Genomic DNA, 24,437 nt, shown 5'->3' on the forward strand with positions numbered 1-24,437 from the left:
GGAAACAATAAAATGACAACAGTATATCAAAATTTAGATCAGCAATTTATTCATGGCCAGTGGCAAGGCGGTACTTCAACCAAAACAATAAAAAATATCAATCCCTATACCCAGAGCGAAATTTTTAGCATGGCAGCTGCCAGTTCTGTCGATGTAGACAGTGCTTATACCGCAGCAGAGCAGGCTTTTCAGCAGGGTGTTTTGAATTCCACTGAAGTACGAAAGACAGTGTTGCAAAATGTGATCACAATTATTCAGCAGCGTCGTGATGAAATCATTGACTGGCTCATTATTGAATCAGGCAGTACGCGCATTAAAGCCGGCGTTGAGGTGGATGCTGCTCTGGGCATCATTCAGGAAAGTCTGGCTTTTCCAGACTGGATCCAAACAGAACAGCTGGAAAGTAAGGATCCGGCACGTAAAAGTATGGTTTTGCGCAAGCCCTTAGGCGTGATTGCTGTCATTAGTCCATGGAACTTTCCATTTCATTTATCCTTACGTTCAGTGGCAACTGCAATTGCCTGTGGTAATACCGTTGTGCTGAAGCCAGCCAGTGATACACCAGTGACTGGCGGCACCTTAATCGGTAAATTATTTGAAGAGGCAGGTTTGCCTGCAGGTGCACTGAATATTGTTGCCGGTGCTGGCAGTGAAATCGGGGATTATTTTGTTGAGCATTCAGTGCCGAAAATGATTTCATTTACCGGTTCGACTGAAGTGGGGAAAAGTGTAGGCAGTAAAGCCTTGGCTAGTTCCCGAATCAAGCGTCTGGCACTCGAACTGGGTGGCAATGCACCTTTGGTCATTCTGGATGATGCCGATCTTGATCTAGCGGTTGAATTGACGATGATGGGGCGTTTTATGCATCAGGGACAAATTTGCATGAGTACCAATCGGGTCATTGTTGATACCTCTATTCATGATGCTTACGTAGATAAGCTTCTGGATCGGATCAAAATGATTCCGGTGGGTGATCCAAATCTGGAAGATACCGTGATCGGTCCGATCATTAACCAGAGTCAGGTTGAAAAGCATCAACAGATCATTCAAACAGGCAGTGAGCAGAGCGCGCAACTGGTGTATGAAGGAGGAATTGAAGGGAATCTGGTCTATCCACATATTTTTATTGATGTCGCGGAAGATTCCGATCTGGCGCAGCAAGAAAGCTTCGGTCCAATTTTACCTATCTTAAAAGCCCGGGATGAAGCACATGCTTTAAATCTGGCCAATGCGACCGAGTTTGGTTTATCCAGCGCAGTATGTACCTCAAACATCGAGCGAGGCACTGCTTTTGCCGCACAACTGGATATTGGGATGACACATATTAATGGCGTTAGTGTTGCAGACCAGTCAAATGCACCCTTTGGCGGCGAGAAAAATTCAGGATTGGGTCGTTTTAATGGCCGCTGGATTTTTGAGGAATTTACCCGGACACATTGGTTGACTGTACCGAATTCATAACAGTCAACGCGCCTAAAACTATAGAAATACGACAGGCTTCGACTTGGCATCACGGTATAATGTTATGGTCGAATGATTTACATATATGAACCATGTGCGCCAATTTTAAGCTTTTAACCTTAGAGCAGTTGCATAATCTGGGATTGCCAGAAATTCCTTTTGAATATCCAGAGGAGGTCTATCCCAATTATGCTACACCGCTTTTGTTTCATTCAGCTCAAGGACTGGAATGGCGTTCCGTGAATTTTGGACTCATTCCGAAATGGGCAGAAGACAAAACTATAGGTACCAAGACCTATAACGCCAGAAATGAAACCTTACTGCAAAGGCCCACCTTCGCTGAAGCCACCGCCAAATGTCATTTTGGCGTCATTCCGGTATCGGAATTTTATGAGTCCAAATATTTTGACAATAAACCGCAGCGTTGGGGTGTAAGACGTAAAGATGGTCAGGCGACTTTTATTGCAGCTGTGTATGAGATTGCTCGGGTACAAGGTGAAATTGTACGCTCTGCCAGTATGATTACTATGGATGCAATTGACCATCCCATGATGAAGGAGTTTCATGAGCCGGGTAATATCAAACGCTCGGTTATTGTGATTCCACAGCAGCGACTGCAAGAATGGCTAACGCTAAGGCATCCGGATATTCGTAGCTTTGTAGAGGGCTTTCCGGTAGAAGAGTTTGAATGTTCACATGTACCAAAAGAAAAAATCAAAAAAGTCAGTCCACAACTGAACTTTTTTGATTTTTAGAAAGCTCTGGCGAATTATTTATTATTATAAAGTATGCGCCAATTCGCCAGCGTCTATTTAAAATAAAAAGTAGGTCTTTAACGAGCTAAATTTTTGAAAATATGACGTAAACTTTCCATGGTTTTTTCAATTTGCAAAGGCGTCAGGCCTTCAAATGACTGTTCCAGTACGACATTGGTCAGATCATTGATCTTATGTGTCATTTGCATGCCTTTGTCAGTCAAAAATACTCGGGTAATCCGTGCGTCATCCTCACATGAATAGGTTTCGACCAGACCTTCGTCTTTTAAGCGGTAGACAATTTTAGTCGTGGTCGACATTTTAGAAACAACCATCTCTGACAAATCAGAAACACTGGCATGCGGTTTGGCTTTTAGTGCAAGAAGGATGCGGCGGCGGGAATTGTCAACACCATACTTTTTTAGTGCATGATCGACATTAACGACGTATTGAGCATGAACCTGAGTTACCCAATAATATGGAAAGTTTTCTAAATTAAATTCTTCCGTACACGGCAAAAATTTTGCATATTTCTTAGTCATGAAATGTTCCTTGTATTTATTTTTCTAGGGCCCGTTCATTTTATGAAAAAGTTTATGCATATTTCAACCTTTATTTTAAAAATGTTAAAGCGCTAACACTTTTTAGTTTTGCTTAACATCCCAAGGAGTTGATCAGTTCTGCATGTGAGCCTTATCTGGCGCGAAGATTGTTCTTTAAAATCGGATGAAAGGCGATAATATTTTGTATAAATTTAATTCCTCATTATGTATTTCGTGAGTAGAAATGTTTTCCAAGACTTTTTATTGTTCTTAAGCAGCCTGTCTGAATAGGTTTTAATGCAAATAATTGTATTTCAATAAATTAATCGATTTAAGAAATATAGGGTGATTGAGTGGTTTTAGTCAATATAGTAAATGATTATTTACAGCTATATTTTTAAGTGATTGTTCTTTCAATAAAAAAATAGTTTATGCTCTAATCTTTAAGTGACGTTAAAAATAATAGCCTAATCAAACTAAATTCTGTTTATTTTTAATTCAATTCGAATAAATGATGTAGAAAAAATTAAAATTAATCAGTTTCAGCATCAATCAGTTGATCATAAAAGTCTCAATAAAATCATGATCATGTAATTTTTTTGTAAATTAATACATTACAAAATACTCAGTTTATGCATAATGGAATAGTCTTAAGTTGCATAGGTTAAATTTTAATGGATCCCTCGCCGTGCGTTGATCTTCCATCTCTATTTCTAGCTTACTCGAACGGGGTCATTCTCTAATGGAATTTTTATTAGATCCCGGAATCTGGGTAGGTTTAATTACTCTTATTATTCTTGAAATTGTTTTAGGTATTGATAACCTAGTCTTCATTGCCATTCTGGCTGAAAAACTTCCTCCTGAACAACGCGATAAAGCACGTGTTATTGGTTTGTCTCTCGCATTATTCATGCGTCTAGGCCTGTTATTTGCCATTGCCTGGTTGGTCACTTTGACACAACCATTGATTACTGTGTTTGACTGGACCTTCTCCGGTCGGGACCTGATCTTGTTATTTGGTGGCTTGTTCCTGGTGTATAAGGCCGTTACTGAGCTGCATGAAAAGATTGAAGGTAAACCTGAAGTCACAGTGTCTACCAATGTGGTATATGCAAGTTTCACTGCTGTTGTTGCACAGATTGTTGTTTTAGATGCTGTTTTCTCTTTAGATTCAGTGATTACCGCCATTGGTATGGTCGACAATATTTATGTCATGATGGCTGCCATGATTGTCGCAATGGGCGTGATGCTACTGGCATCGAAACCATTGACCAATTTTGTGAACCGTCATCCAACCGTGGTGATTCTGTGTTTAAGCTTCCTACTTTTGATTGGTATCAGTCTAATTGCAGAAGGTTTTGGTTTCCATATTCCTAAAGGCTATATCTATTCAGGTATTGGTGTTGCGATCATAATTGAAGCATTTAACCAGTTTGGTCAGCGTAATGCTGCTAAACATGAATCTAAGATTCCTTTGCGTCATCGTACGGCTGACTCGATCCTAAAGTTAATGGGTGGCAAGTTAGAGACGACAGATACTCAAAATAATGAGGCACAAGAAACCTTTGCAGATGAAGAACGCTATATGATTGGTGGGGTGCTTACCCTTGCAGAGCGTTCAGTCGCTTCGATCATGACGCCGCGCGGTCAGATTTCATGGGTTGATCTGGAAGATAGCCCAGAACAGATCCGTGAAAAAATTCTGTCTGTTCCACACAGTCTGTTCCCGGTATGTCGCGGTAGCCTAGATAAGGTGATTAGCGTAGTACGTGCCAAAGAATTATTGGATGTACTGGAAGAGCCGGAAGAATTAAAAGCACTGATTAAACGTCATCGCCCAATTTATATCTTTGAAAAGATGAAAGTTATTGACGCGATTAATACCTTGCGTACTTCTAAAGGTTCTTTGGTCTTGGTGAGTGACGAGTTTGGTAATGTACAGGGTCTGATTTCACCGCTGGATGTATTTGAAGCAATTGCTGGTGAATTCCCGGATGCAGACGAACAGCTGGATCTGGTGAAAGTGGATGATACGCACTGGATCGCATCGGGCATGTTAGACTTGTATCAGCTTGAGCTGGAACTTGGCATGATTGATCTGATTGATGAAGATGCTGGTTATATCAGTGTGGCGGGTTTGATTCTGGATAAAACCAACAGTACGGTTGAAGTGGGTACCGAGTTAAATTATCAAGGTGTTCAGTTCAAAGTCACTGAAATTGAAAGCAATCGTATCAAGTCGGTCAGCATTCATTACGCAGGTTAAACAGGTGTTTTAAACACTTTGTTTGTTCAAATCTTAAAAGTCAGTTGCTTTGGTGGCAGCTGGCTTTTTTAATGCATATTTATAAAGCTGATTCATTGAAATGAAAGTTAGCTCATTATTTGAACTGATTTTTATCAGTCTATTCATACTATTAGTCATGTTCCCGATTGAGCTGAATATCCTAGTATTGCACTGGGATTTTGAAGCCAAAAAAGTCAAATCAGCAATCAAAAATAAGCATGATCAGGCTTTAAATATTGATTTATGTAACCTGTTAATCAAAACTTAAAAGTCATATTTAAATACTGACAAAAAATTGAACTACAATTCACATGAACTAGATTTGCATGATGCAAACAGATCTTAAGTAAAATGGAAACCGTTTGTGTGGAAATCACTAGATAAGTTGCATGAAGCCTACTCAGTTCAGAATAAAACTACTCAAAAATGATCTCCGAAAGAGCTAGACAAAACATTTCTAATGAGGTGAATAGAGCAAATGAGCAGGATCAATCTAAATAGGGGCGTTTATCTATTCAAGAGAATAAACACCCTGTGAAGCGACCAGTAAACTAAATGGATTCTGGCAGAATTTTAAAGTTGGCGTATTTTCGGATTGTTTCAGTATTGAGTTGGTGGATTTCATCCAGAAAGGCGACATTAAAACTGCCTAACTGTTGTGCGCGTTCAAATGCCAATTGACCGGCAATTGCAAAATGTACATGTGCCGTTAATGCAGCAAGGGCTGGAGACGTTACTGCACTATAGGCAGCGATCAGTGCACCGAGTGCACATCCCATTGCCGTGATTCGGGGCTGTAAAGCAGAACCGCCTGACACCTGTATCACAGGATAGTCTTTCGAAATAATGTAATCAGATTCACCGGAGATTGCGATACATTCACAATGATCCAGCAAACTTCGCGCCTGTAAATAAACATCCGCACTGTCTACTGTGCTGTCTACACCCTTGGACTCGATCTGCTTGCCAGCCAAAGCACCAATTTCAGAAGCATTGCCTCGTAAAATCGTAGGCTGGGAATGCATCAACTGATCTACGACGCCAGAACGCCAGCGCAGAACTGTTCCATAACCGACCGGATCAAGCACCCACGGTTTTTGCAATTGATGTGCAGTTTTCGCAGCAATCTGCATCGCCTGAACCTGCTCTGTCGTCGGTGTACCCAGATTCAGACTGATTGCTGCTGCAATCTTGGCAAAACTTTCAGCTTCAAAAGGATTGTCGATCATGGCCGGAGAAGCATGTGCAGCCAGTACAATATTGGCGACATAGTTGCTGGCCACCGTATTGGTCATGATATGCACCAGGGGTTGCTGTTGCTGAAGTTTCAACCAGGCTTCACAGATCTGGTCCAGAAGTGTTTGCTGTAATGCTTGCATCGAAGTAGTCATCGTGGTCATTTAGAATAGGAGAAAGATTCGTTGTATTCGGTCAGCGGGTAAAATAATGGTCTTGATGCTTGCAGCTACGACAGAACAGGCTGACATAGTCACTGGCATCATAATCCACCGACAGTTCCTGTGAGCCGCAGTGCATACAACGTTTCTGGGAATAAAATTTCAGGCGGGGTTCGATCTTGTGCCACGAACGCCATACTGGCTGAAAGAAGATATTTTCATCATAGCCCAAAAACCGATAAAACAGGATTTCGCTCATCTTGCTGAATGCCAGTTGCGGTGGACGCGGCAGGGTAGAGGTTTCCCATTTTTCTGTAACTGAACGTTCGCGGTACTGCTGCAAGGTTTTTTTCAGCAGATTGGTATTAATAAAGTTTTCATTGCGAGGCTTGAGGGCTTTTTGTTTGTACAGATATTCCAGTCCTGTTTGTACCAGATAATAAATCTGTCCCACAGCCAATACATCCAAAAGACGATAGCAAAAAGTCTGAAAGCTCTGATTTCCGGCAATCTGCACATTCCAGCTACGGCAATAGAATTGGGCAAACTGAATGATTTCTTCATATAGCAGGCAATAGAGTGCATCTTTGACTTCATCTGCACTTTTAAAGGGCACACCTTGGCTCAGGTTTTGATAAAACCAGTTGCGCAGCTGCTGGGTGATACTGAACAGGGTCGGTTCAGAATAACCATCCAGTCGCACATTAATATAATAATGCTGATTTTCCTGCTGGAGATCTTTGGGAATCAGAACCTGATCCCGGATCAGGCTTTTTACCAGACCATGTTGGAACAGATAGTTGGGACTGATGGAATAATATCGAATTTGATGCCAGTCAATATATTCACGATGCTGGCTATATTCCTGCACCTGTTCATCCAGAATCGCAAGTAAAAACAGTTTATTGATAAAACTGAGCTGATTCAGCTCAAGAACCGGCCGATCCTGTTTTTTATGATATTGACGGTTTTCCTGTAAACGGACTTCCTTGAGCATTCGTTTACGCTGCGCCAGACAGTGTTCACAATAACAATTGTGCTTTTGATCGGAATAAAGCTGATGCTGGCAATGACTGCATTCATGATAGTTCAGTTCCTGATCATATTGCTCTGCCTCAATCCAATACATCGATGCCTTACACAGCGGGCAGTGGGTACTTTCATCAAGCTGTTTTTGCAGAACACTGAATACCATGGTCGCGAGCAACTCTAGAATGGACGGGCATTTGATTATACACGGCTGATGAGATGCAAACGTAGTGGACTGGTGCAATTTTTCTAAATCAAAAATAGTCACCCAAACAGGAGAAGAGCTACCGAAGTAGCTCTGATTTTAAAAACATAAAATGACGCTTTTTAAACCGGGCAGGGTAATGTGTCGTCCTCCTCGCCGCGGTGTTTGGCATGAATTAAGGCCTGAACCTTTTTAGAGGGCACTTTTTTGGCACCGAGTGCATCGTAGGTGTTGAGAATGGCAGTCACTTCATGGGCCTGAAGCGGAATGCCTTCACAGCTCATCAACAGGGCAATCACTTTATGGTCAATATTGGCCTGATCCAGGGTCTGCAAAGTTTTGATATTTTCGATCCGTACAGCATGCTGTTTTAAATACATGGCTCACCTCATCATCGTTATCATTATTCTTTCATTGGAAGTGTGGAAAAACACAGTTTAACTTTAGCAAGAAGTGTGCTCATTTTTTAATCTGTATTTATGCGGTACGCTGCAAATAAAATTATATATTTTTAAATCAGTGATTTATGAAAATGTAAGAAATTATGATTCTGACTGTTTTTATGGCACAGATATTTCTTATGTAGAGCCGAGTGCTGCTCAATTAGGCAGAATGCATTGAAAGTGGTGCACGAAATGCCCATATTAGATCTAACAATACAAATGCACAGACAGCGTTTAAAACTTGGCGTATGATTTTGACATGAACAATGTCGAATACGATAAAAGATTAGGACAGGACATGAATATTGCGGCAAACCCGGTGATCGAAGCGGATCAAACCATTTATTTAAAAGACTATCAAAAACCTTCCTTTATTGTTGATTCCATCGACCTGAATATTCAAGTCTATAGTGACCACAGTCTGGTCAGCAGCAAGCTGGAGATGCAGCGCCAAACTGCTGGCGATCTGGTTCTGCTTGGCCGCGATCTAGAGCTGCAATCGATTAAGTTAAATGGTCAAACCCTGAATGCCAGTGACTACCACTTGGATGCTGAACAACTGGTGATTGCCAATGCACCTGATCAAGTGTTGCTTGAAATTGTGGTTAAAATCCACCCTGAAAGTAATACGATGCTGGAAGGTTTGTATCAGGCCAGTTCAGATCTGTTTGTGACCCAAAATGAACCAGAAGGGTTCCGTAAAATTACTTTCTATCCAGACCGTCCAGATGTGTTGTCGGTCTTTACGACGCGTGTCGAAGCAGATAAGAAATATCCGGTTTTGCTTGCAAATGGTAACCTGCTGGAAACAGGTGAAGTCGATGCCAATCGTCACTATGCCGTGTGGCAGGATCCGACCAAGAAACCGAGCTATTTGTTCGCCTGTGTCATTGGTGATTTGGCAGTGATGAAAGATTCCTATGTCACCTCAGAAGGCCGCAATGTAGCTCTGGAAATCTACGCAGAAGAAAAAGATATTCCAAAATGCAAGATCGCCATGGAAGCGCTCAAACATTCCATGCGCTGGGATGAGGAGCATTATGGTCTGCCTTATGATCTGGATAACTACATGATCGTGGCGACCAGTGCATTCAACATGGGTGCCATGGAAAATAAAGGTCTGAATATCTTCAATACTTCATGTGTGCTGGCCGATGAAGAGTACACCACTGATGCTGCTATCATGCGAGTGCAGTCGGTGATTGCGCATGAATATTTCCATAACTGGACTGGTAACCGGATTACCTGTCGTGACTGGTTCCAGTTGTGTCTGAAAGAAGGCTTGACCGTATTCCGTGATCAGTCTTTCTCGGAAGATTTACAGTCGGCTGCGGTACAACGTATTGATGATGTAGCAGTTCTCAAAGCGCATCAGTTCCCCGAAGATTCAGGCCCATTGTCACATCCACCGCGTCCGGATCATTTTGTAGAAATTAACAACTTCTATACCGCCACCGTTTATGAAAAAGGTGCGGAAATTAACCGCATGATGGCGACCTTGCTTGGCAAGGAAAAATTCCGTCAGGGAACCGATGAATATTTCCGCCGTCATGATGGTCAGGCGGTAACGGTGGAAGACTGGGTATCTGCACTCACCGCAGGTTCAGGGGTGGATCTATCCAACTTCCTGACCTGGTATAACCAGCCGGGTACGCCTAAACTTGAGGCAAAAGCTGAATATGATGTAGAGACCCAAATCTATCGCCTCAGCTTTAAGCAAAGCCTGAAACCGCATGCCAAATACCCGAATCTGAAAGCAGTTCCAATTCCAGTGGCTTTGGCATTGTTTGATGCTGAAACCGGTGAGCAGCTAACGCTGAACTCTGAGGCACTCTTTGAAAATGGCGTGAAAGATGGCGTGTATCTGTTTGATCAGGATGAAGCCACGATCGAATTTAGCGGTGTGACAGCAAAACCAGTGGTGTCCTTGCTGCGTAATTTCTCTGCACCAGTGAGTCTGGACTTTGACTATTCAGAGAAAGAGCTGGCTTTCCTGTTGCAATATGAAACGAATGGTTTTAACCAGTGGCAAGCAACTCAGACCTTACTCGAGCGTATCTTGCTGGATGACCAGCCTGCAGAAATTTATATCGAGGCTATGCTCAATACCTTGCCGGATGTGATTGAGAAAGATCCGCTGTTGGCATCACGTCTGTTTGATATTCCGTCGGAAGGTTATTTAGGTAGCCGTATTGATCAGGATTATAATCCAGTCATGATTCAGGAAAAACGTGAGGCTTTGCTGCATACCTTGGCACGCGCTTTTGGAGAAACAGCGAAAGAAACTTATCTTAATCTGGATCCTGATCTGCAATCTGAATTCTCGCAAGCGATGGGTGTGCGCGCCTTAAGAAACATCATGCTGACGATGATGGCTCGTCAGGGAGATGCATTTGCCTTTGATTTAGCTTATGAGCAATATCATACGGGGAATATGTCTGAACGTTTGGGTGCACTGAAAGTCTTGGTCTGGAATGATGCACCACAAGCAGAAGAAGCTCTGGCCGATTTCTATAGCCGCTTTGAAGATGAAGCCTTGTCTTTAGACCAATGGTTTATGGTTCAGGCAGCCCATCCAAAAGCAACAGATGAAACCATTGCGTATCTGACCCAGCATCCGGATTATGATCTGGCTGTGCCTAACCGTATCCGTGCAGTGAGCGGGGGGCTGAATGCTAATCCGGTCAATACCTGGAGCTTTGGCGTGCAGCATTTTATTGGACTGGCAAAATATCTGGACGAGAAAAATCCGATTGTAGGCTCACGTTTGCTACAGGTATTGTCACGCTGGTATACCTTGGCAGAACCGCAACGCAGTGAAGTGAAAGCACAGCTTGAAACCTTAAAGCCACTGGTTAAATCTAAAAATGTGTCTGAGACACTCAATAGTATGCTCAGCGTATAACATCAATATTCATAAAAAACCGGATCGACCTGATCCGGTTTTTTTTACTTTTCAAATGCTGTCTTTAAATACAGTTGAATTTCCCTAAAGGCCGAGTTAAGTATCAAAGGGTGTTACAGTATGATTATATGGAAAAGAGTATTTGTTTATTAAGCTGTAAGCTAGGTAAAGGGATCTACAGATTCGCTTACTAGAGGTTGTCCAAGATATGTTAGTGAAAATTGAAGATGGTTTTTATTTAAATAGCCAGCATATTATTGCCGTACATGTCAGCAAGAATCCTGAAAATGGCTTACTTGAAATCTCCATTCAATATACGCCGCATTCCATTCAGCAGGTCGGAGAATACAAAAAAGTATTTCAAAGCCAGCTTGATGCTGAAATTTTCTTAAGTGAGTTAAATCAAAAACTTCGCTAAAAGCCTGCATCATACAGGCTTTGATCAAGCATCTTATTGTCTGACGATGAGTACTGGAATAGAGGAAAGTGCCAGAACATTTTGAGCGACACTGCCCAGCATAAGTTTTTGCAGACCTTTACGACCATGTGAACCCATAATGATCATATCGGTCGGGGATTCATTTGCAGCCTGCATAATGCCTTCTGACGGTGCCATGCCATGCAGGATTTTTGTCGTCACCTGGATGCCATCACGAACAAAGTTCAGTTTCAGTTCATTTAAACGATCAAGTGCATTTTGTTCTGCATGCATAAAGTAATCTGTGACTGCAGGAGCAACTTTGTAAAAATCTACGCCCTTAAAGGGATCCACCGCAATCACACTGAGTAAAGTGACATGGCTATGAAATACTTTGGCCAGTTCCAGGGCATGATCTGCGGCAGCATAGGAAATCGAGGACTCATCGAGTGCTACGAGAAGATGATCATAGTTATTCATGGTGCTTCCTCATATTTATTATTGCAGTAAAGGGGGAGTGTGGTTTAAGCGAGTAAATCTCCACAGCATGTTTTGCTAGAGGTTCAAATGTAAAGTAGCAAGTACTGCGCATCTTGAAGATGCGCAGCATCAGGATTATTTTTTCACGATCAGTACGGGAATTTCACTCGCACCCAATACATCTTGTGCAAAGCTGCCCAGAATCATTTTCTGGAAGCCTTTACGGCCATGAGAACCCATGATGATCAGGTCGGCTTTCACCTCACCCGCGGTTTCAGCAATATGTTCTGCATTGACTAAACCTGTGACAATGCGGGATTGCGCTTCAATACCTTCACCGGCTGCGATGGCAGTGGCTTCTTTCAAGGCCTTTTTGGCATTGGCATGTGCCTCGATAAAATATTCCTTCATGATGGAGGAGCTGTAATAGAAATCAGCCTCGGTAAAAGGATCTTCTGCGATCAGGCTGATCAGGGAAAGCTGACTACCGAATGCCTTGGCAATTTTGGCAGCATGTCGTACTGCAGAAAAGGAAATTTCTGAACCGTCCACTGGGACTAAAATATGTTGATAGGCCATGGCTTTTCTCCGCAGGTTGTCTGATTTTTAGGCTTGGTTTATTGATAGCACAGTGCTGTGGCGGGTGCAATTGCAAAAAAGCGGTAAAATTGAAAAAACTCATTAAATTACAAATATTTTTCATGTAAAAGTCATGAAAAAACAGAGTAAAAAACTCGGAATTGTAGTTTTTATGATCAAAAATAAGAGCATGAATAGTCCTTGTTTGCAGCAGGATGGTTTAAACTGCCGTAGCCTGTTTTTAGATCATGTATAGGGGACAGTTTTGAGGTTTTTTGCCATTCATCTTTTGCTCATAGGTTCAGTTATTCTTTCCGGCTGTCAGACCGCACAGAACAGTAAAGTCATTGCCGGTGCTTTTAACCTGACCACAGGCTTGCAGCAAAAAGTGATGGATCGTTATGCGCCTGGTGCGGTTATCGTCCAGCAAAATATTACCTATGCGCCGCAACAGAAATTATCTCTGGATCTGTATCAGCCGCAGAATATTGCCAGTATTGGCCCGCGACCGACTATTGTCTGGATTCATGGCGGCGGCTGGATTTCAGGTTCTAAAGAACATGCACGCGGTTATTTCAAGCTGCTGGCGGCACAGGGCTATAATGTGGTATCCGTACAATACCAGTTTGCACCAAAAGCGACCTATCCTAGCCAGTTACACCAGATCAATCAGGCACTTGAATTTCTAGATACCTATGCAGACACCTACCAAATTGATGCCCAGAACTTATATCTGGCCGGAGATTCTGCCGGGGCGAATATAGCTAGCCATTACGCCGCGCTTTTGACCAATCCTGTATTTGCCAACCAATCCGGTATTCAGCCTCATCTGCAACCCGCGCAGCTTAAAGGTTTAATCTTGCATTGTGGAATTTATGACTTGGAAGCATTTGCCAGCACAGCGCCTGAAGAAATGAAAATTATTGAATGGGGTGTCTTTAACCTGATTCAGGCTTATACCGGCGAGCGTAAATATGATGCCGAGTTTTTAAAGCAGATTTCTCCGATTCAGTATATTACGCCGTCTTATCCGCCCGTGTTCATCAGTGGCGGGAATAAGGACTTCCTGACCGATACTCAGTCGCTACCATTTGTAAAAGCTTTGAAGGAACAGCAGATTCCTGTGACTGAAATATTTTATCCAGAGTCTAAGGCCTGGCTCATTCATGAATATCAGTTTTTTATGGGCAAAAAGGAAAGTCAGCAAACTTTTGTCAAAACCCTGGATTTTTTACATCAGCTTTCCCCGTGAAGAGAAAACTGTGCAAAATGAATCTCTCAAGATTGATCGTGTCAGATCGTCCCGACAGCAATCATTGAAAAATAGTTTGGAGTTTAAAAAATGAATCCTGTGTCATGGGCATATTTATTGTTGGCATTGGCTATTATTGCCGAAGTGACTGGATCAACATTTTTGGTGAAGTCAGAAGGCTTTACCCGATTATGGCCATCTCTGGCGGTAGTCGTTTTATTCTGTATTGCGTTTTATTTGCTGTCTCAGGTCATTAAAGTAATCCCCTTAGGCATTGCATATGCGATCTGGGCGGTAGTAGGCATCGTTCTTACGGCAATCGTAGGCTATGTAATCTTTAAGCAGGCGCTGGATGTGCCCGCTTTTATCGGGATTGCACTGATCATTTCCGGTGTGGTGGTGATTAACCTGTTTTCCCAAACTGCCGGGCATTAAAAAGGCAGCAAAAGTAATTGCCTCATTTCTACAATAAGCTTACGCCACTTGCGGTTTAAGCTTAAACAGCAAATAAACCGTCAAACCAAGTAGCAGTCCCCAGAAAGCTGAACCAATACCGAAAAACTGAATATTAGAGGCACTAAACAGGAATGTCATCAGTGCTGCTTCACGGTCATGACTGTCCTGAAAAGCCAGCGCGATATTGTGGCCAATGGTGCCAAACAGGGCAATGCCTGCCAATACTGTAATCAGAATCCCCGGAAAAGCCATTAGTACACTGGTCAAGGTCGCAGCAAAAAAACCCATCAGGATATAAAATAGGCCGCAGCTCATACCGGCAATATAACGTTTGGCCGGATCAGGATGCGCTTGGACATCCAGGCTGACCGCCGCACTGATTGCGGCAAGATTGACACTAAAACAGCCAAAGGGCGCCAGCATCGTCTGTGTAATACCCGTCCAGCCTAGAATAGAATTTACTTTCGGCGGATAACCATAACTTTTGATGATGGCCAAGCCAGGCAGGTATTGCGATGCCAGATTAATCACCATTAAAGGTAAGGCCAGTCCTAAAACAGCTTGCAGGCTAAATTCAGGTGTAATCCATACCGGCTGGGCAATACTCCAGTTCAGCTGCGGAATAGTAAAATTAATAAAGAACGGACAGAGGGCAATAGCCATTAACACGGTAATCACGATGCTATAGCGCGTACTCAGTTTTTTGGAAACCAGATAAATCGCCAGTACACAAAGCACGAATTCCCAGGACTGTTGCAGACTGCCAAAGACCGAGATGCCAAATTTTAATAAAACACCTGCCAGCATGGCACTGGTCAAACTTTGTGGAATAAACTGGAAAATTCGCTCGAAAATTCCAAAAAATCCCAGACAGGCAATCAGGATGCCAGAAATCAGAAAAGCGCCAATTGCTTCACCCAGACTATAGTGACCGGCAGAAGCAATGACCAGTGCCAGACCGGCAGTCGACCAGGCGGTTGAAATCGGATAACGATATTTCCAGGAAAGCAAAAATCCAGAAACTCCAATACCTATACCCAGTGCCCATAACCAGGAGCTAATTTGTGCCTGATTAGCACCTAGGCTTTGAGCGGCTTCAATGACCAGTACGGCGGAAACACTAATACCAATCATGCAGGTAATAAAACCGGCCATGACGGCAGGAAAGGAGAGATCTTGTAAAAGTTTTGGCATCATCCATGACACTATTTTTAAATGCGTTTAAATCATACGCTTTTCACGTATCAACACAATGTTTTTAACAATTTTATCCAAAGGTCTACTGGTTTGAAGCCGATCATTGCTAGAAAGTTGAAGTCGCCAGTTTAAGGCCAAAACCGCAAAACAGGATCCCGACCGCTGCGACACAGCTGGCAGTCACTTTATAATTTTGGTTGAAATAGGACGCCAGTTTTACACCAGAAAAAATCAGGATTGAAAGATAGGTCATACTGATCAATTGCAAGATTACAGCCAGAAGCGTGAATGTCAGGGCTGGATAAGGATAGGCAGGATCGACAAACTGCACAAAAAAAGACAGATAAAACAGAATCGCTTTGGGATTTAAAATACTGATTGTGAGCGCTGTACGAAAGGGCTGAACAGATTCTACCGTATCTGGAGTCGTCTTTTTAATCTGGACGCGTTGTGATGACTTTTCCGGAAAGAAAGTCTGGTAGGCCGCAATGATTAGCTTGATACCCAAGTAACTGAGATAGATCGCTCCAATAACTTTCAGTGCAATAAACAGTACCGGAAAGGCATGCAGTAAAGAAGCTGCTCCCAATGCTGTACATATAATCAGGATCAGATCACCGGTATAAACCCCCAAGGCACCCATATATCCCGTCTTAATCCCAAAGCGCGAAGCAATCGACATGACATACAGGGAATTCGGCCCGGGCAGTAGCACAATCAACGTGGTTCCAATGATAAAGGTCGTTAGATCTGTGATACCAAACACGAAAAACTCGCATGAACAAAAAAGCCGATGCGGCATTATAGCAACATCGGCTTGGAGAAATTTGCTAAATTTTCTTTAAATCTCAGTGGTACTCAGGAAAGTTTCACGTAATAAAGCAGCCAGTTGCTCACGGGCTTTAATGAAACCGTCAATGCCGCCTTGCAATAATTCACTGGCCATCGGATCCTGTTTCAGTTGTGCTTCAAAATCGGCAGGGCTGATTGGGCTGAGTTCACCTTGAACTTTAATATCTTTGGCTGAGAGTTGGGCCTGCACTTCACGCTGATCATTTTCCAGTTCGGCCAGCAGGTTTGGTGCTACCGTGAGCAGGTCACAGCCGCTCAAGCCTAGAACCTGATCAATACTGCGGAAGCTGGCACCCATGATTTCAGTCTGAATACCATGCGCTTTATAAAATTCATAAATACGCTTAACCGAAAGTACACCCGGATCTTTTTCAATCGGGTAAGACTCAACGCCTTCAGCTTTTTTGTACCAGTCCAGAATACGGCCGACAAAAGGCGAGATTAATGTTACTTTGGCATCAGCACAGGCATGGGCCTGATGCTGACCAAACAATAAAGTCAGATTGGTATGAATGCCTTGTTCTTCCAGTGCTTTCGCTGCCTGAATGCCTTCCCAGGTAGACGCGATCTTGATCAGAATGCGGTCTGAGTCAATTCCATATTGCGCATAAAGTGCCAGTAACTCTTTGGCTTTGGCAATGGTAGCTTCAGTATTAAAGGACAGCGAAGCATCGACTTCCGTTGAAACACGACCTTCAATCAGTTTTAAGATTTCTACACCAAATTTGACCGTTAAAATATCAATAGTCCGTTCAATCAGAGCGTCATCTGCATAGCCTTCTTGCTGGGCTTGCTGAAAAGCAGCTTCAATCAAGGCCTGATTTTCAGGTTGTTTTGCTGCTGCAGTAATCAGCGATGGATTGGTGGTTGCATCAAGCGGACGAAATTTTTCAATGGCACTCAAATCACTGCTGTCTGCCACAATGGTCGTCAAGTTTTTTAATTGGTTTAATGCAGTTAATGTCATTACGATCTAGTTCTATGGTTATTGCTTATGCTTTCTTATATATCATAAATGGCCGGTTTACCAAGTAGACTGTCGTTGAATTTCTGTGATTAATGGCCGGTTTTACGTTGTTTGCGCAAGTGATTAATCAAAAAATGAGCAGCTGTGCCTAATCGGGTTTCTCTGCTCCAGACCAGATCAACAAAATATTCAAACTTTGGGGTGAAATCGAGCAGGTTGAGAACCTGTAACTGATCTTGCAAATGTGGCTGCTCATTCAGCATTTCGAGTGGCAGAACCCCCCAGCCCAGTCCTTGCTGAATCATGCTGCAAGCCGAGTGGTGGTTGTCGGTGCGCCAGTAATTTCGTGAAAAGAGTAGTTCCGGCTTGATGGTGCGATCCCGACTGGCCACCACAATCTGCCTGTTTTGCAAAATCTGTTCATAACTGACTTGATCGAACTGACTTAGGGGATGCTGTTTGGCGACTACAGCCACCAGTACCTCACGTTTCAATTCCACAAACTGTTCCCGTGTTTCCAGTTGTTCGCGTTCAAACATCAAGGCTAGCTGCGCTGAACCTTCAAACAGCATACGATGTGCATCTTCCTGAGGTGCACTGAATACATTGACTTGCAGTGCAGGAAATTCCTGTTCTAGCAACACAATATAATCGGTCCAGCGCGTATGCAGCAATTCTGAAACTACCACAATATTCAATTCAGATTCCAAGCCTGAACTTAGGGCTTGAGCATGCTGTTTCCACTGGTTCATTTCTACCAGTAGCTGCTGGGTTTTTTCATACAATACCTGCGCTTGTGCAGTTGGTTTCGGTTCACGACCTATACGCTGAAACAGTTCCAGATTCAGGTCAATTTCCAGATTGGCAATGGCCATGCTGACTGCGGAAGGTACTTTACCCAGTTGACGGGCAGCTGCAGAGAAAGAACCGGTTTCCATCACAGTTTTAAACATCAGCAGCTGTTCCTGATTAACATTCATAATTTTATCTTTCATTTTTACTGATAGATTCTAACTCGAATAGTCAGATTTAAAGAAATAAAATTCTTGCATCATGTAATGAATTGAGCTGATTTGATATGTTAATTTCCAAAAGAAGGTTGATTCATGCAGCTTTATATGAAGGCATTTTACTGGTCGTGATCGCTGTCCTGCTAAGTACATTGATGCATATGCCGCTTGAGGTCACCGGTGCACTCGGGATTGCTATGGCCGTGACTTCAGTACTCTGGAACATGCTGTTTAATCATTATTTTGAAAAATTTGAAGCAAAACATCGTTTGAAAAGAACCATTAAAGTGCGGATTGCCCATGCAATTGGCTTTGAAGGCGGTTTGATGCTGGCGACCATTCCGATGGTGGCTTATGCCTTGCACATGAGTCTGGCTCAGGCCTTTCTGCTGGATTTGGCTTTGACCCTTTGTATCTTGGTGTATACCTTTATTTTCCAGTGGATTTATGATCATCTAGAAGCCAGACTGGGGCAAGAGCCGGATTATCGGAAAATCTCATCATCAAATAAGCCATAAAAAATACCACACAGTTCAGACTCCCTTTTCAGAATGCGAAAGGTGAAATATTCAGCGATGAGGACTTGATCAAGTCCTCATTTTTTATGCTCGAACCCAACTGAAAATTAAGCTATAAGACATTGATTTTTTATTTTAATTTTAAAATTTATTGGGGAATTCAATGCTATTTAGACGAGCGATCTTGTCAGTGTCCATCGTGTTGCTGATGTGGGGTTGTGGGGGTGGAGGAGGTGAGAGCAGTACGCCACAGCAGACGCTGCCGGATCCAGTGACACCCCCCGGTTCGGGTGAGCAGCTGAGCAAAATTGCAGAGTTTAAGGTTCTGGAGGTAGGTTCGGAATTAACAGTAGGGAATTTCGGTCTGAACAGCTGGAATCCTACCGCCATGGTGGTAGAGGGCGATGTTCTTTATATTGCCAACAGTCAGGCAGAATCGAATATTTTACGTTATGACTTAAAACAAAAACGTGCACTCAGTGCGATTGATCCTATGAAAATTTCGGGTCTGGCCAAGAAATGGGATAGCCTGAATGATCTGGAAATCCATGCAGGGCGCCTGTATGTGGCCAATTATGGCTCGAACCGAATTGATGTTTTAGATATTAGTGGTGAACAGCCGAGCTTCATTATGGCACTTGGCACAGGTGTGTGGTGGGGCGATGCGCTTAATTATGCGTTGGTACATAGCAATGCAGTGACTGCTGACGACCGTTATGTGTATGTACCTGATATTGAAGGCCGGATCAATGTCTGGCGTCAAAGTGATGTGACTGCGCAAAACCATTTAAAGGCCCGCAAATTTGCACGGCTCAGCTTGCCGGGCTGTGCACGCAACTGTAATGCACGTATGGAGGTTATGGGCGACTATCTGTACACCAGTCTGCCCGATGGTATGACTTATGTCCATGATATCAATCAGATTCAGGAAAATGGAAATAATATTACGCCTATTTTAACAGAAACCAATTTGTCGGCAGTCATGCATCGCCATAACGATGGCTTAGTTTATGTTTCACGGAATGATGGCACTGTAGAAAGTTACCGGGAAAAATCCTTTAATCTAGACTCTATCTTACCCAATAAAAGTGAGGATACCTTCCGAGACTATATTTTAAAAGGGCAAAACCAGAGCAGCCGAATAGCTAAAGCCAGCGATCTTTATATTTATGGTCAGAATCTGCTGCATATGGCCAATCAGAAAATTTATATTCTGCCAATGCTGACCCTGCAACAGAATAAATCCACCCAGCTAAACCAAGCTATGATTTTAACCGAATCTAAAGCACGCGAGAGAAGCCGTGTCTTGCAGGATGGTGAATCATGGGAAACCTTGACCAATAGCAGCCAGCGTCATGTCTATATGGACCAGATTTTATCGGCAACACTAAATGGCAATCGCCTGCATTTGCAAAGTTACAGTGCTGTGCCTGTACGTGATTTGCAGATTCGTGCCAAGATTAAAAACTCAGAAGACTGGGTGATTCTGGCTAAGCTGGATCAGTTGACACCATTTTCGAATGCCAGCTTTGAGCTCAAGTTGACCGATCAATCCCGTTTCCCTTTGCTAGATGGCACAGGCTCAATCCAGTTGGCAGGTCTGAGTCAGACCACGCAAAACCCAAGCAATATTTTTGATCTGAAAATTAGCTCTGAGACTGATGAGCATGTCAAAAAGCTGAACCAGATTAAAGCCAAATGGAAAATTTATTTCGGAACCTATGATGAGCCAAATAAATGGTGCCGTATTACGCCGGTCTATGCCCGGGAATGGGTCATGATGATGACCAATCTGGCCTATATGCTGAGTACTCCAGAATTTGAAACCTTATGGTTTAACCATAAAGCAGTCATGGGACACGATTTTTTTGGCAATCATGGTCAGGTAGAAGGGCCGAATGGTTTCTTTCAGCCAGAAGATTATGTCCGGATCTATCGGGAAATTCTTAACCGCAATGAAATTAATCTTGGCATTACCAATATGGGTGGTGGTTTAGGTGGTGGAGCAGTATTAGGAGTAGATACTTGGTTATTCTATGGCCATTACAGATTATCTGGTTATCGAATTATTGCACATGAATTTGGTCATCATTGGGGCGGGCATAATAGTGCCTGGGCCATGTCGAATTATGGCTTTGAAGCTATGGTCGATTGGTTAAACTTCTATTTCCAGCGCCGTCCAGGCTCAATTCCTTATATGGACCCAAATGCGAATGCTTTCCACCTAACACCCGACAGCGCGCTTTGTCAGGGTGTGAACCAGAATATGGTGAAAGGTGTGGCATCGACTGCACCGTGGAACAAAGTGGATGAATATTTTAAAAATAACCCGATGCCAAATCCCTAAAACATAAAAAAAGCCCCTCATTTGAGGGGCTTTTTAATTGGATCGGTCAACAGATTATTTTTCAATAATCGCCGTTACACCTTGACCACCGGCTGCACAGATCGATACCAGTACGCGACCTGAACCTTTCTGGTTAATCAGTTTTGCTGCTGTCGCAATGATACGACCGCCAGTTGCTGCAAACGGGTGACCGGCAGCAAGTGAAGAGCCTTTTACGTTCAATTTTGCACGGTCAATTGAACCTAATGGTGCATCCAGACCTAAACGCTCTTTACAGAATTTCGGATCTTCCCAAGCTTTCAGCGTAGACAATACTTGAGATGCAAAAGCTTCATGAATTTCATAATAGTCGAAGTCTTGCAGTTTCAGACCTGCACGCTCAAGCATGCGTGGTACGGCATATGCAGGCGCCATCAACAGGCCTTCTTTTTTCTCGACAAAATCAACTGCGGCAGTTTCCTGGAAAGTCAGGTAAGCCAATACTTCATGACCATTTGCCTTCGCCCATTCTTCAGAAGCCAAGAGCACGCAAGAAGCACCATCTGTTAGCGGCGTAGAGTTACCCGCAGTCATGGTACGGGCATCGCCCTTACCAAAGGCCGGCTTTAATTTCGCCAGTTTTTCAACACTTGAGTCCGCACGCAGGTTATTGTCACGCTTAAGACCCAAGAATGGTGTGATCAGGTCATCAAAGAAACCTTCTTCATACGCTGCAGCCATTTTCTGGTGTGAAGATGCAGCAAGTTCATCCTGTGCTTCACGGGAAATTCCCCATTCCAGTGTAGTAATCGCCTGATGATCACCCATAGACAGACCTGTACGCGGCTCACCATTTTTTGGTGCATCCATAAGGTCTTTCACATTGATTTTGGTCAGTGCTTTCAGACGGTCTTTTGCAGTTTTCGCAATGTTTAGCTCAAGTAATGCTTTACGTAAACCGTCACCAAAAGCAATCGGTGCATCAGAAGTCGTATCTACACCACCTGCAATGCCTACTTCGATTTGACCTAAAGCAATCTTGTTGGCAACAAGAAATGCCGCTTGCAAACCAGTACCACATGCCTGCTGGATGTCATAAGCAGGCGTTTCAGGTGCAAGGGCAGTATTTAGTACACATTCACGGGTCATATTGAAGTCACGGCTGTGTTTCAGTACTGCACCCGCAACCACTTCACCTAAGCGTTGACCTTGCAGATTAAAGCGTTCAACTAGGCCGTTCAGGGTTGCTGTAAACATGTCAGTATTGGATGCCGTAAAGTAAGCACCATTAGAACGTGCAAATGGAATGCGGTTACCACCGATAATCGCAACGCGGCGAACTGTATTTTGGCTCATGTTTGGTTCCTGTAGAACAGAAGTCTGTGTTGTAGAGATTAAATCTTTTTCAGATGAAGTCGTATTTTTGGCACGGGCAGGTGTGCTCCGTGTACGCGAGGTTTTAGTCGGACTTTTTTCTGTCCCAGTGGCTGTGTCAGTATTTTTAGTGCTACGCTTGGTGCGCGTTGATGGTTTTGACACAGTTTCTGTCGCAGAGTTCTCGACTGCTGGATTTTCTTGAGTTGTTTTGCTCATAAGGCTTTACCAGGCAAATAGATCGTCTTCTTGGCGCTTACATTAGCATAGAAGAGGATAGGCTGTATTGACTACAATGACATTACAGACTGCGCTCAGGTCAAGTCATCTGCCTATTATCTCAAGTATGATTGGGCGGAATCTGGCGGATCTATTGAAATATATGTGTCTGGCATCATATTGAAGTTTAAGGGTAACTTTAGATCAACCAAAAATTAATTTGTATGAGAGATAATAAACATGACTGATCAGTACCAAACTTTTGCAAAATCTCCTATTGGTAAATTTGTCATTAAAAATTTGGGTTTGCCATCCCCAACTTCTTTAGACCGTTTTGAGTCTGCTACGCCGGTGGTAAAAGGCGCAGTATTATTGGGCGCAGCACCAGCAAGTCCATTGACGGGTGCTATTGCTCAGGTTCTGGCAAATATTCATGCCAACAGCTATGCAGGTAATAATGCTGAGTTGCAACAGGCGGCTGCAGCATCTGGGCTGAATCTGGGTGCATTTAACCCGGGCGATAAAGAATCAAAATTCAAGGTCGTTATTTTTGATGCTTCAGGGATCGAAAATTCAGAACAGTTAAAATCACTTTATGATTTCTTTAACCCGATTGCGCGTCAAATCCAAAGTTCTGGCCGTGTCGTGATTGTAGGGACTACGCCTGAAACTGCTAAATCAGTCAGTCAGTCAATCGCTCAACGTGCACTGGAAGGTTTTGTAAAATCTGTTGGTAAAGAGTTTAAAAAGGGAATTGCAGCGAACCTGATCTATGTAGATGCTGGTGCAGAAGCAAACCTTGAGTCTGCTTTACGTTTTGCAGTTTCTCCACGTTCTGCCTATGTTTCTGGTCAGGTGATTCGTGTTTCACCTGCTGAAAAAGTAGACGTAGACTGGACCAAGCCATTAGCGGGTAAAACTGCGGTTGTGACAGGCGCAAGCCGTGGTATTGGTGAAGCGATTGCCCATGTATTGGCCCGTGATGGTGCACATGTCATCTGTCTGGATGTTCCACAACAGCAGGCTGACCTTGATCGTGTAGCTAGTGAGATCGGCGGTTCTACCTTGGCTATTGATATTACAGCTGCAGATGCAGGTGAGAAGATCAAGGCAGCGGCAGCAGAGCATGGCGGTCTGGACATTATTGTGCACAATGCCGGAATTACTCGTGACAAGACCTTGGCCAATATGAAGCCTGAACTGTGGGATCTGGTGATTAACATCAACCTGTCGGCAATTGAACGCGTGAATGATTATTTAATCTCCCACGATGGTCTAAATGCCAATGGCCGTATTATCTGTGTATCCTCAATTTCTGGGATTGCAGGAAACCTGGGTCAAACCAATTATGCAGCCTCTAAAGCCGGGGTGATTGGTGTAGTAAAATTCACAGCACCGACATTAAAAAATGGTATAACGATTAATGCCGTTGCACCGGGCTTTATCGAGACTCAGATGACGGCTGCGATTCCATTTGCGATCCGTGAAGCAGGCCGCCGTATGAATTCGATGAGTCAGGGCGGTCTACCTGTTGATGTTGCAGAAACGATTGCAATGTTTGCTGCTACTGCATCAACAGGTTTAAATGGCAACGTGGTACGTGTATGTGGTCAAAGTCTGTTAGGGGCTTAAAGCATCAAGTCCTTTCTTGCAGTTTAATTAAAGCTCAGGGAGAGGATTTAGGAGAGGGAGACTAGGGGCCTTTTTTTAGCCCTCTCTCTAACTCTCTCCCAAAGGGAGAGAGAACTCCACTCATATATAAATG

Annotated in this window: 21 protein-coding genes; 10 read left to right on the forward strand and 11 right to left on the reverse strand. The window is 43.3% G+C overall.

What is annotated here, in order from left to right; all coding sequences use genetic code 11:
• Nucleotides 1-12: 12 nt before the first annotated feature.
• Both FTT86_RS06865 and FTT86_RS06870 read left to right on the forward strand, forming a co-directional pair.
• Complete coding sequence (locus FTT86_RS06865) at nt 13-1,461, forward strand: aldehyde dehydrogenase family protein (protein ID WP_180180892.1); 1,449 nt, start codon at nt 13-15, stop codon at nt 1,459-1,461.
• A gap of 92 nt (nt 1,462-1,553) precedes the next feature.
• Nucleotides 1,554-2,216, forward strand: a complete 663-nt coding sequence (locus tag FTT86_RS06870; protein ID WP_180086912.1) for an SOS response-associated peptidase family protein — start codon at nt 1,554-1,556, stop codon at nt 2,214-2,216.
• Between the two features lie 77 nt (nt 2,217-2,293).
• On the opposite strand, the gene FTT86_RS06875 is transcribed toward FTT86_RS06870, so the two are convergent.
• Complete coding sequence (locus tag FTT86_RS06875; protein WP_004278843.1) at nt 2,294-2,758, reverse strand: MarR family winged helix-turn-helix transcriptional regulator; 465 nt, start codon at nt 2,756-2,758, stop codon at nt 2,294-2,296.
• Nucleotides 2,759-3,500: 742 nt separating this feature from the next.
• Between FTT86_RS06875 and FTT86_RS06880 the strand changes: the two genes are divergently transcribed.
• Nucleotides 3,501-5,024 carry a TerC family protein gene (locus tag FTT86_RS06880; protein ID WP_180086911.1) on the forward strand — a complete coding sequence of 508 codons (1,524 nt, stop codon included), beginning with the start codon at nt 3,501-3,503 and terminating at the stop codon, nt 5,022-5,024.
• Nucleotides 5,025-5,596: 572 nt separating this feature from the next.
• Here the strand turns inward: FTT86_RS06880 and thiM are convergent.
• The 3 genes from thiM to FTT86_RS06895 all read right to left on the reverse strand — a co-directional run bounded on the left by thiM (nt 5,597) and on the right by FTT86_RS06895 (nt 8,056).
• Nucleotides 5,597-6,445 carry a hydroxyethylthiazole kinase gene (gene thiM, locus FTT86_RS06885; protein WP_082180536.1) on the reverse strand — a complete coding sequence of 283 codons (849 nt, stop codon included), beginning with the start codon at nt 6,443-6,445 and terminating at the stop codon, nt 5,597-5,599.
• 31 nt (nt 6,446-6,476) lie between these two features.
• Nucleotides 6,477-7,637 (reverse strand): hypothetical protein, encoded by a 1,161-nt coding sequence (locus tag FTT86_RS06890; RefSeq protein WP_085064296.1) that lies wholly within the window; start codon nt 7,635-7,637, stop codon nt 6,477-6,479.
• A gap of 161 nt (nt 7,638-7,798) precedes the next feature.
• Complete coding sequence (locus tag FTT86_RS06895; RefSeq protein ID WP_180180893.1) at nt 7,799-8,056, reverse strand: hypothetical protein; 258 nt, start codon at nt 8,054-8,056, stop codon at nt 7,799-7,801.
• A 361-nt stretch (nt 8,057-8,417) separates the two neighbouring features.
• On the opposite strand from FTT86_RS06895, the gene pepN reads away from it, so the two are divergent.
• Nucleotides 8,418-11,024, forward strand: a complete 2,607-nt coding sequence (gene pepN, locus FTT86_RS06900) for an aminopeptidase N (RefSeq protein ID WP_180086959.1) — start codon at nt 8,418-8,420, stop codon at nt 11,022-11,024.
• Between the two features lie 208 nt (nt 11,025-11,232).
• Nucleotides 11,233-11,442 carry a hypothetical protein gene (locus FTT86_RS06905; RefSeq protein WP_004278836.1) on the forward strand — a complete coding sequence of 70 codons (210 nt, stop codon included), beginning with the start codon at nt 11,233-11,235 and terminating at the stop codon, nt 11,440-11,442.
• Nucleotides 11,443-11,475: 33 nt separating this feature from the next.
• On the opposite strand, the gene FTT86_RS06910 is transcribed toward FTT86_RS06905, so the two are convergent.
• On the reverse strand, nt 11,476-11,922 hold the full coding sequence (locus tag FTT86_RS06910) for a universal stress protein (RefSeq protein ID WP_004278835.1): 447 nt from the start codon (nt 11,920-11,922) through the stop codon (nt 11,476-11,478).
• 135 nt (nt 11,923-12,057) lie between these two features.
• The gene (locus FTT86_RS06915) at nt 12,058-12,501 is read right to left on the reverse strand and encodes a universal stress protein (protein WP_180086910.1); all 444 of its coding nucleotides are present in this window, start codon (nt 12,499-12,501) and stop codon (nt 12,058-12,060) included.
• A gap of 265 nt (nt 12,502-12,766) precedes the next feature.
• On the opposite strand from FTT86_RS06915, the gene FTT86_RS06920 reads away from it, so the two are divergent.
• Both FTT86_RS06920 and FTT86_RS06925 read left to right on the forward strand, forming a co-directional pair.
• A complete protein-coding gene (locus tag FTT86_RS06920) occupies nt 12,767-13,753 on the forward strand; it encodes an alpha/beta hydrolase (RefSeq protein ID WP_180180894.1) in 987 nt (328 codons plus the stop codon).
• A gap of 90 nt (nt 13,754-13,843) precedes the next feature.
• The gene (locus FTT86_RS06925) at nt 13,844-14,188 is read left to right on the forward strand and encodes an SMR family transporter (RefSeq protein WP_129716680.1); all 345 of its coding nucleotides are present in this window, start codon (nt 13,844-13,846) and stop codon (nt 14,186-14,188) included.
• A gap of 39 nt (nt 14,189-14,227) precedes the next feature.
• Here the strand turns inward: FTT86_RS06925 and FTT86_RS06930 are convergent, their stop codons facing one another.
• The 4 genes from FTT86_RS06930 to FTT86_RS06945 all read right to left on the reverse strand — a co-directional run bounded on the left by FTT86_RS06930 (nt 14,228) and on the right by FTT86_RS06945 (nt 18,205).
• Nucleotides 14,228-15,403, reverse strand: coding sequence for a benzoate/H(+) symporter BenE family transporter (locus tag FTT86_RS06930; RefSeq protein WP_129716682.1), 1,176 nt, complete (start codon nt 15,401-15,403; stop codon nt 14,228-14,230).
• A 109-nt stretch (nt 15,404-15,512) separates the two neighbouring features.
• Nucleotides 15,513-16,172: a leucine efflux protein LeuE gene (gene leuE / locus FTT86_RS06935; protein WP_004278829.1), complete on the reverse strand. Its 660-nt coding sequence runs from the start codon at nt 16,170-16,172 to the stop codon at nt 15,513-15,515.
• Nucleotides 16,173-16,247: 75 nt separating this feature from the next.
• Nucleotides 16,248-17,225, reverse strand: a complete 978-nt coding sequence (tal, locus tag FTT86_RS06940) for a transaldolase (RefSeq protein ID WP_004645437.1) — start codon at nt 17,223-17,225, stop codon at nt 16,248-16,250.
• Between the two features lie 89 nt (nt 17,226-17,314).
• Nucleotides 17,315-18,205, reverse strand: coding sequence for a LysR family transcriptional regulator (locus FTT86_RS06945; RefSeq protein ID WP_005263303.1), 891 nt, complete (start codon nt 18,203-18,205; stop codon nt 17,315-17,317).
• Nucleotides 18,206-18,303: 98 nt separating this feature from the next.
• On the opposite strand from FTT86_RS06945, the gene FTT86_RS06950 reads away from it, so the two are divergent.
• Nucleotides 18,304-18,753: an AceI family chlorhexidine efflux PACE transporter gene (locus tag FTT86_RS06950; protein WP_005252200.1), complete on the forward strand. Its 450-nt coding sequence runs from the start codon at nt 18,304-18,306 to the stop codon at nt 18,751-18,753.
• A 163-nt stretch (nt 18,754-18,916) separates the two neighbouring features.
• Nucleotides 18,917-21,100 carry a hypothetical protein gene (locus FTT86_RS06955; RefSeq protein ID WP_005252195.1) on the forward strand — a complete coding sequence of 728 codons (2,184 nt, stop codon included), beginning with the start codon at nt 18,917-18,919 and terminating at the stop codon, nt 21,098-21,100.
• 54 nt (nt 21,101-21,154) lie between these two features.
• On the opposite strand, the gene FTT86_RS06960 is transcribed toward FTT86_RS06955, so the two are convergent.
• Complete coding sequence (locus FTT86_RS06960) at nt 21,155-22,672, reverse strand: acetyl-CoA C-acetyltransferase (protein WP_005106598.1); 1,518 nt, start codon at nt 22,670-22,672, stop codon at nt 21,155-21,157.
• Between the two features lie 240 nt (nt 22,673-22,912).
• Between FTT86_RS06960 and FTT86_RS06965 the strand changes: the two genes are divergently transcribed.
• The gene (locus FTT86_RS06965) at nt 22,913-24,304 is read left to right on the forward strand and encodes a 3-oxoacyl-ACP reductase (protein WP_005252191.1); all 1,392 of its coding nucleotides are present in this window, start codon (nt 22,913-22,915) and stop codon (nt 24,302-24,304) included.
• The last annotated feature ends 133 nt before the right edge of the window (nt 24,305-24,437 follow it).

This window comes from Acinetobacter sp. YH01021, assembly GCF_013420255.1.
Classification (GTDB): Bacteria; Pseudomonadota; Gammaproteobacteria; order Pseudomonadales; family Moraxellaceae; genus Acinetobacter.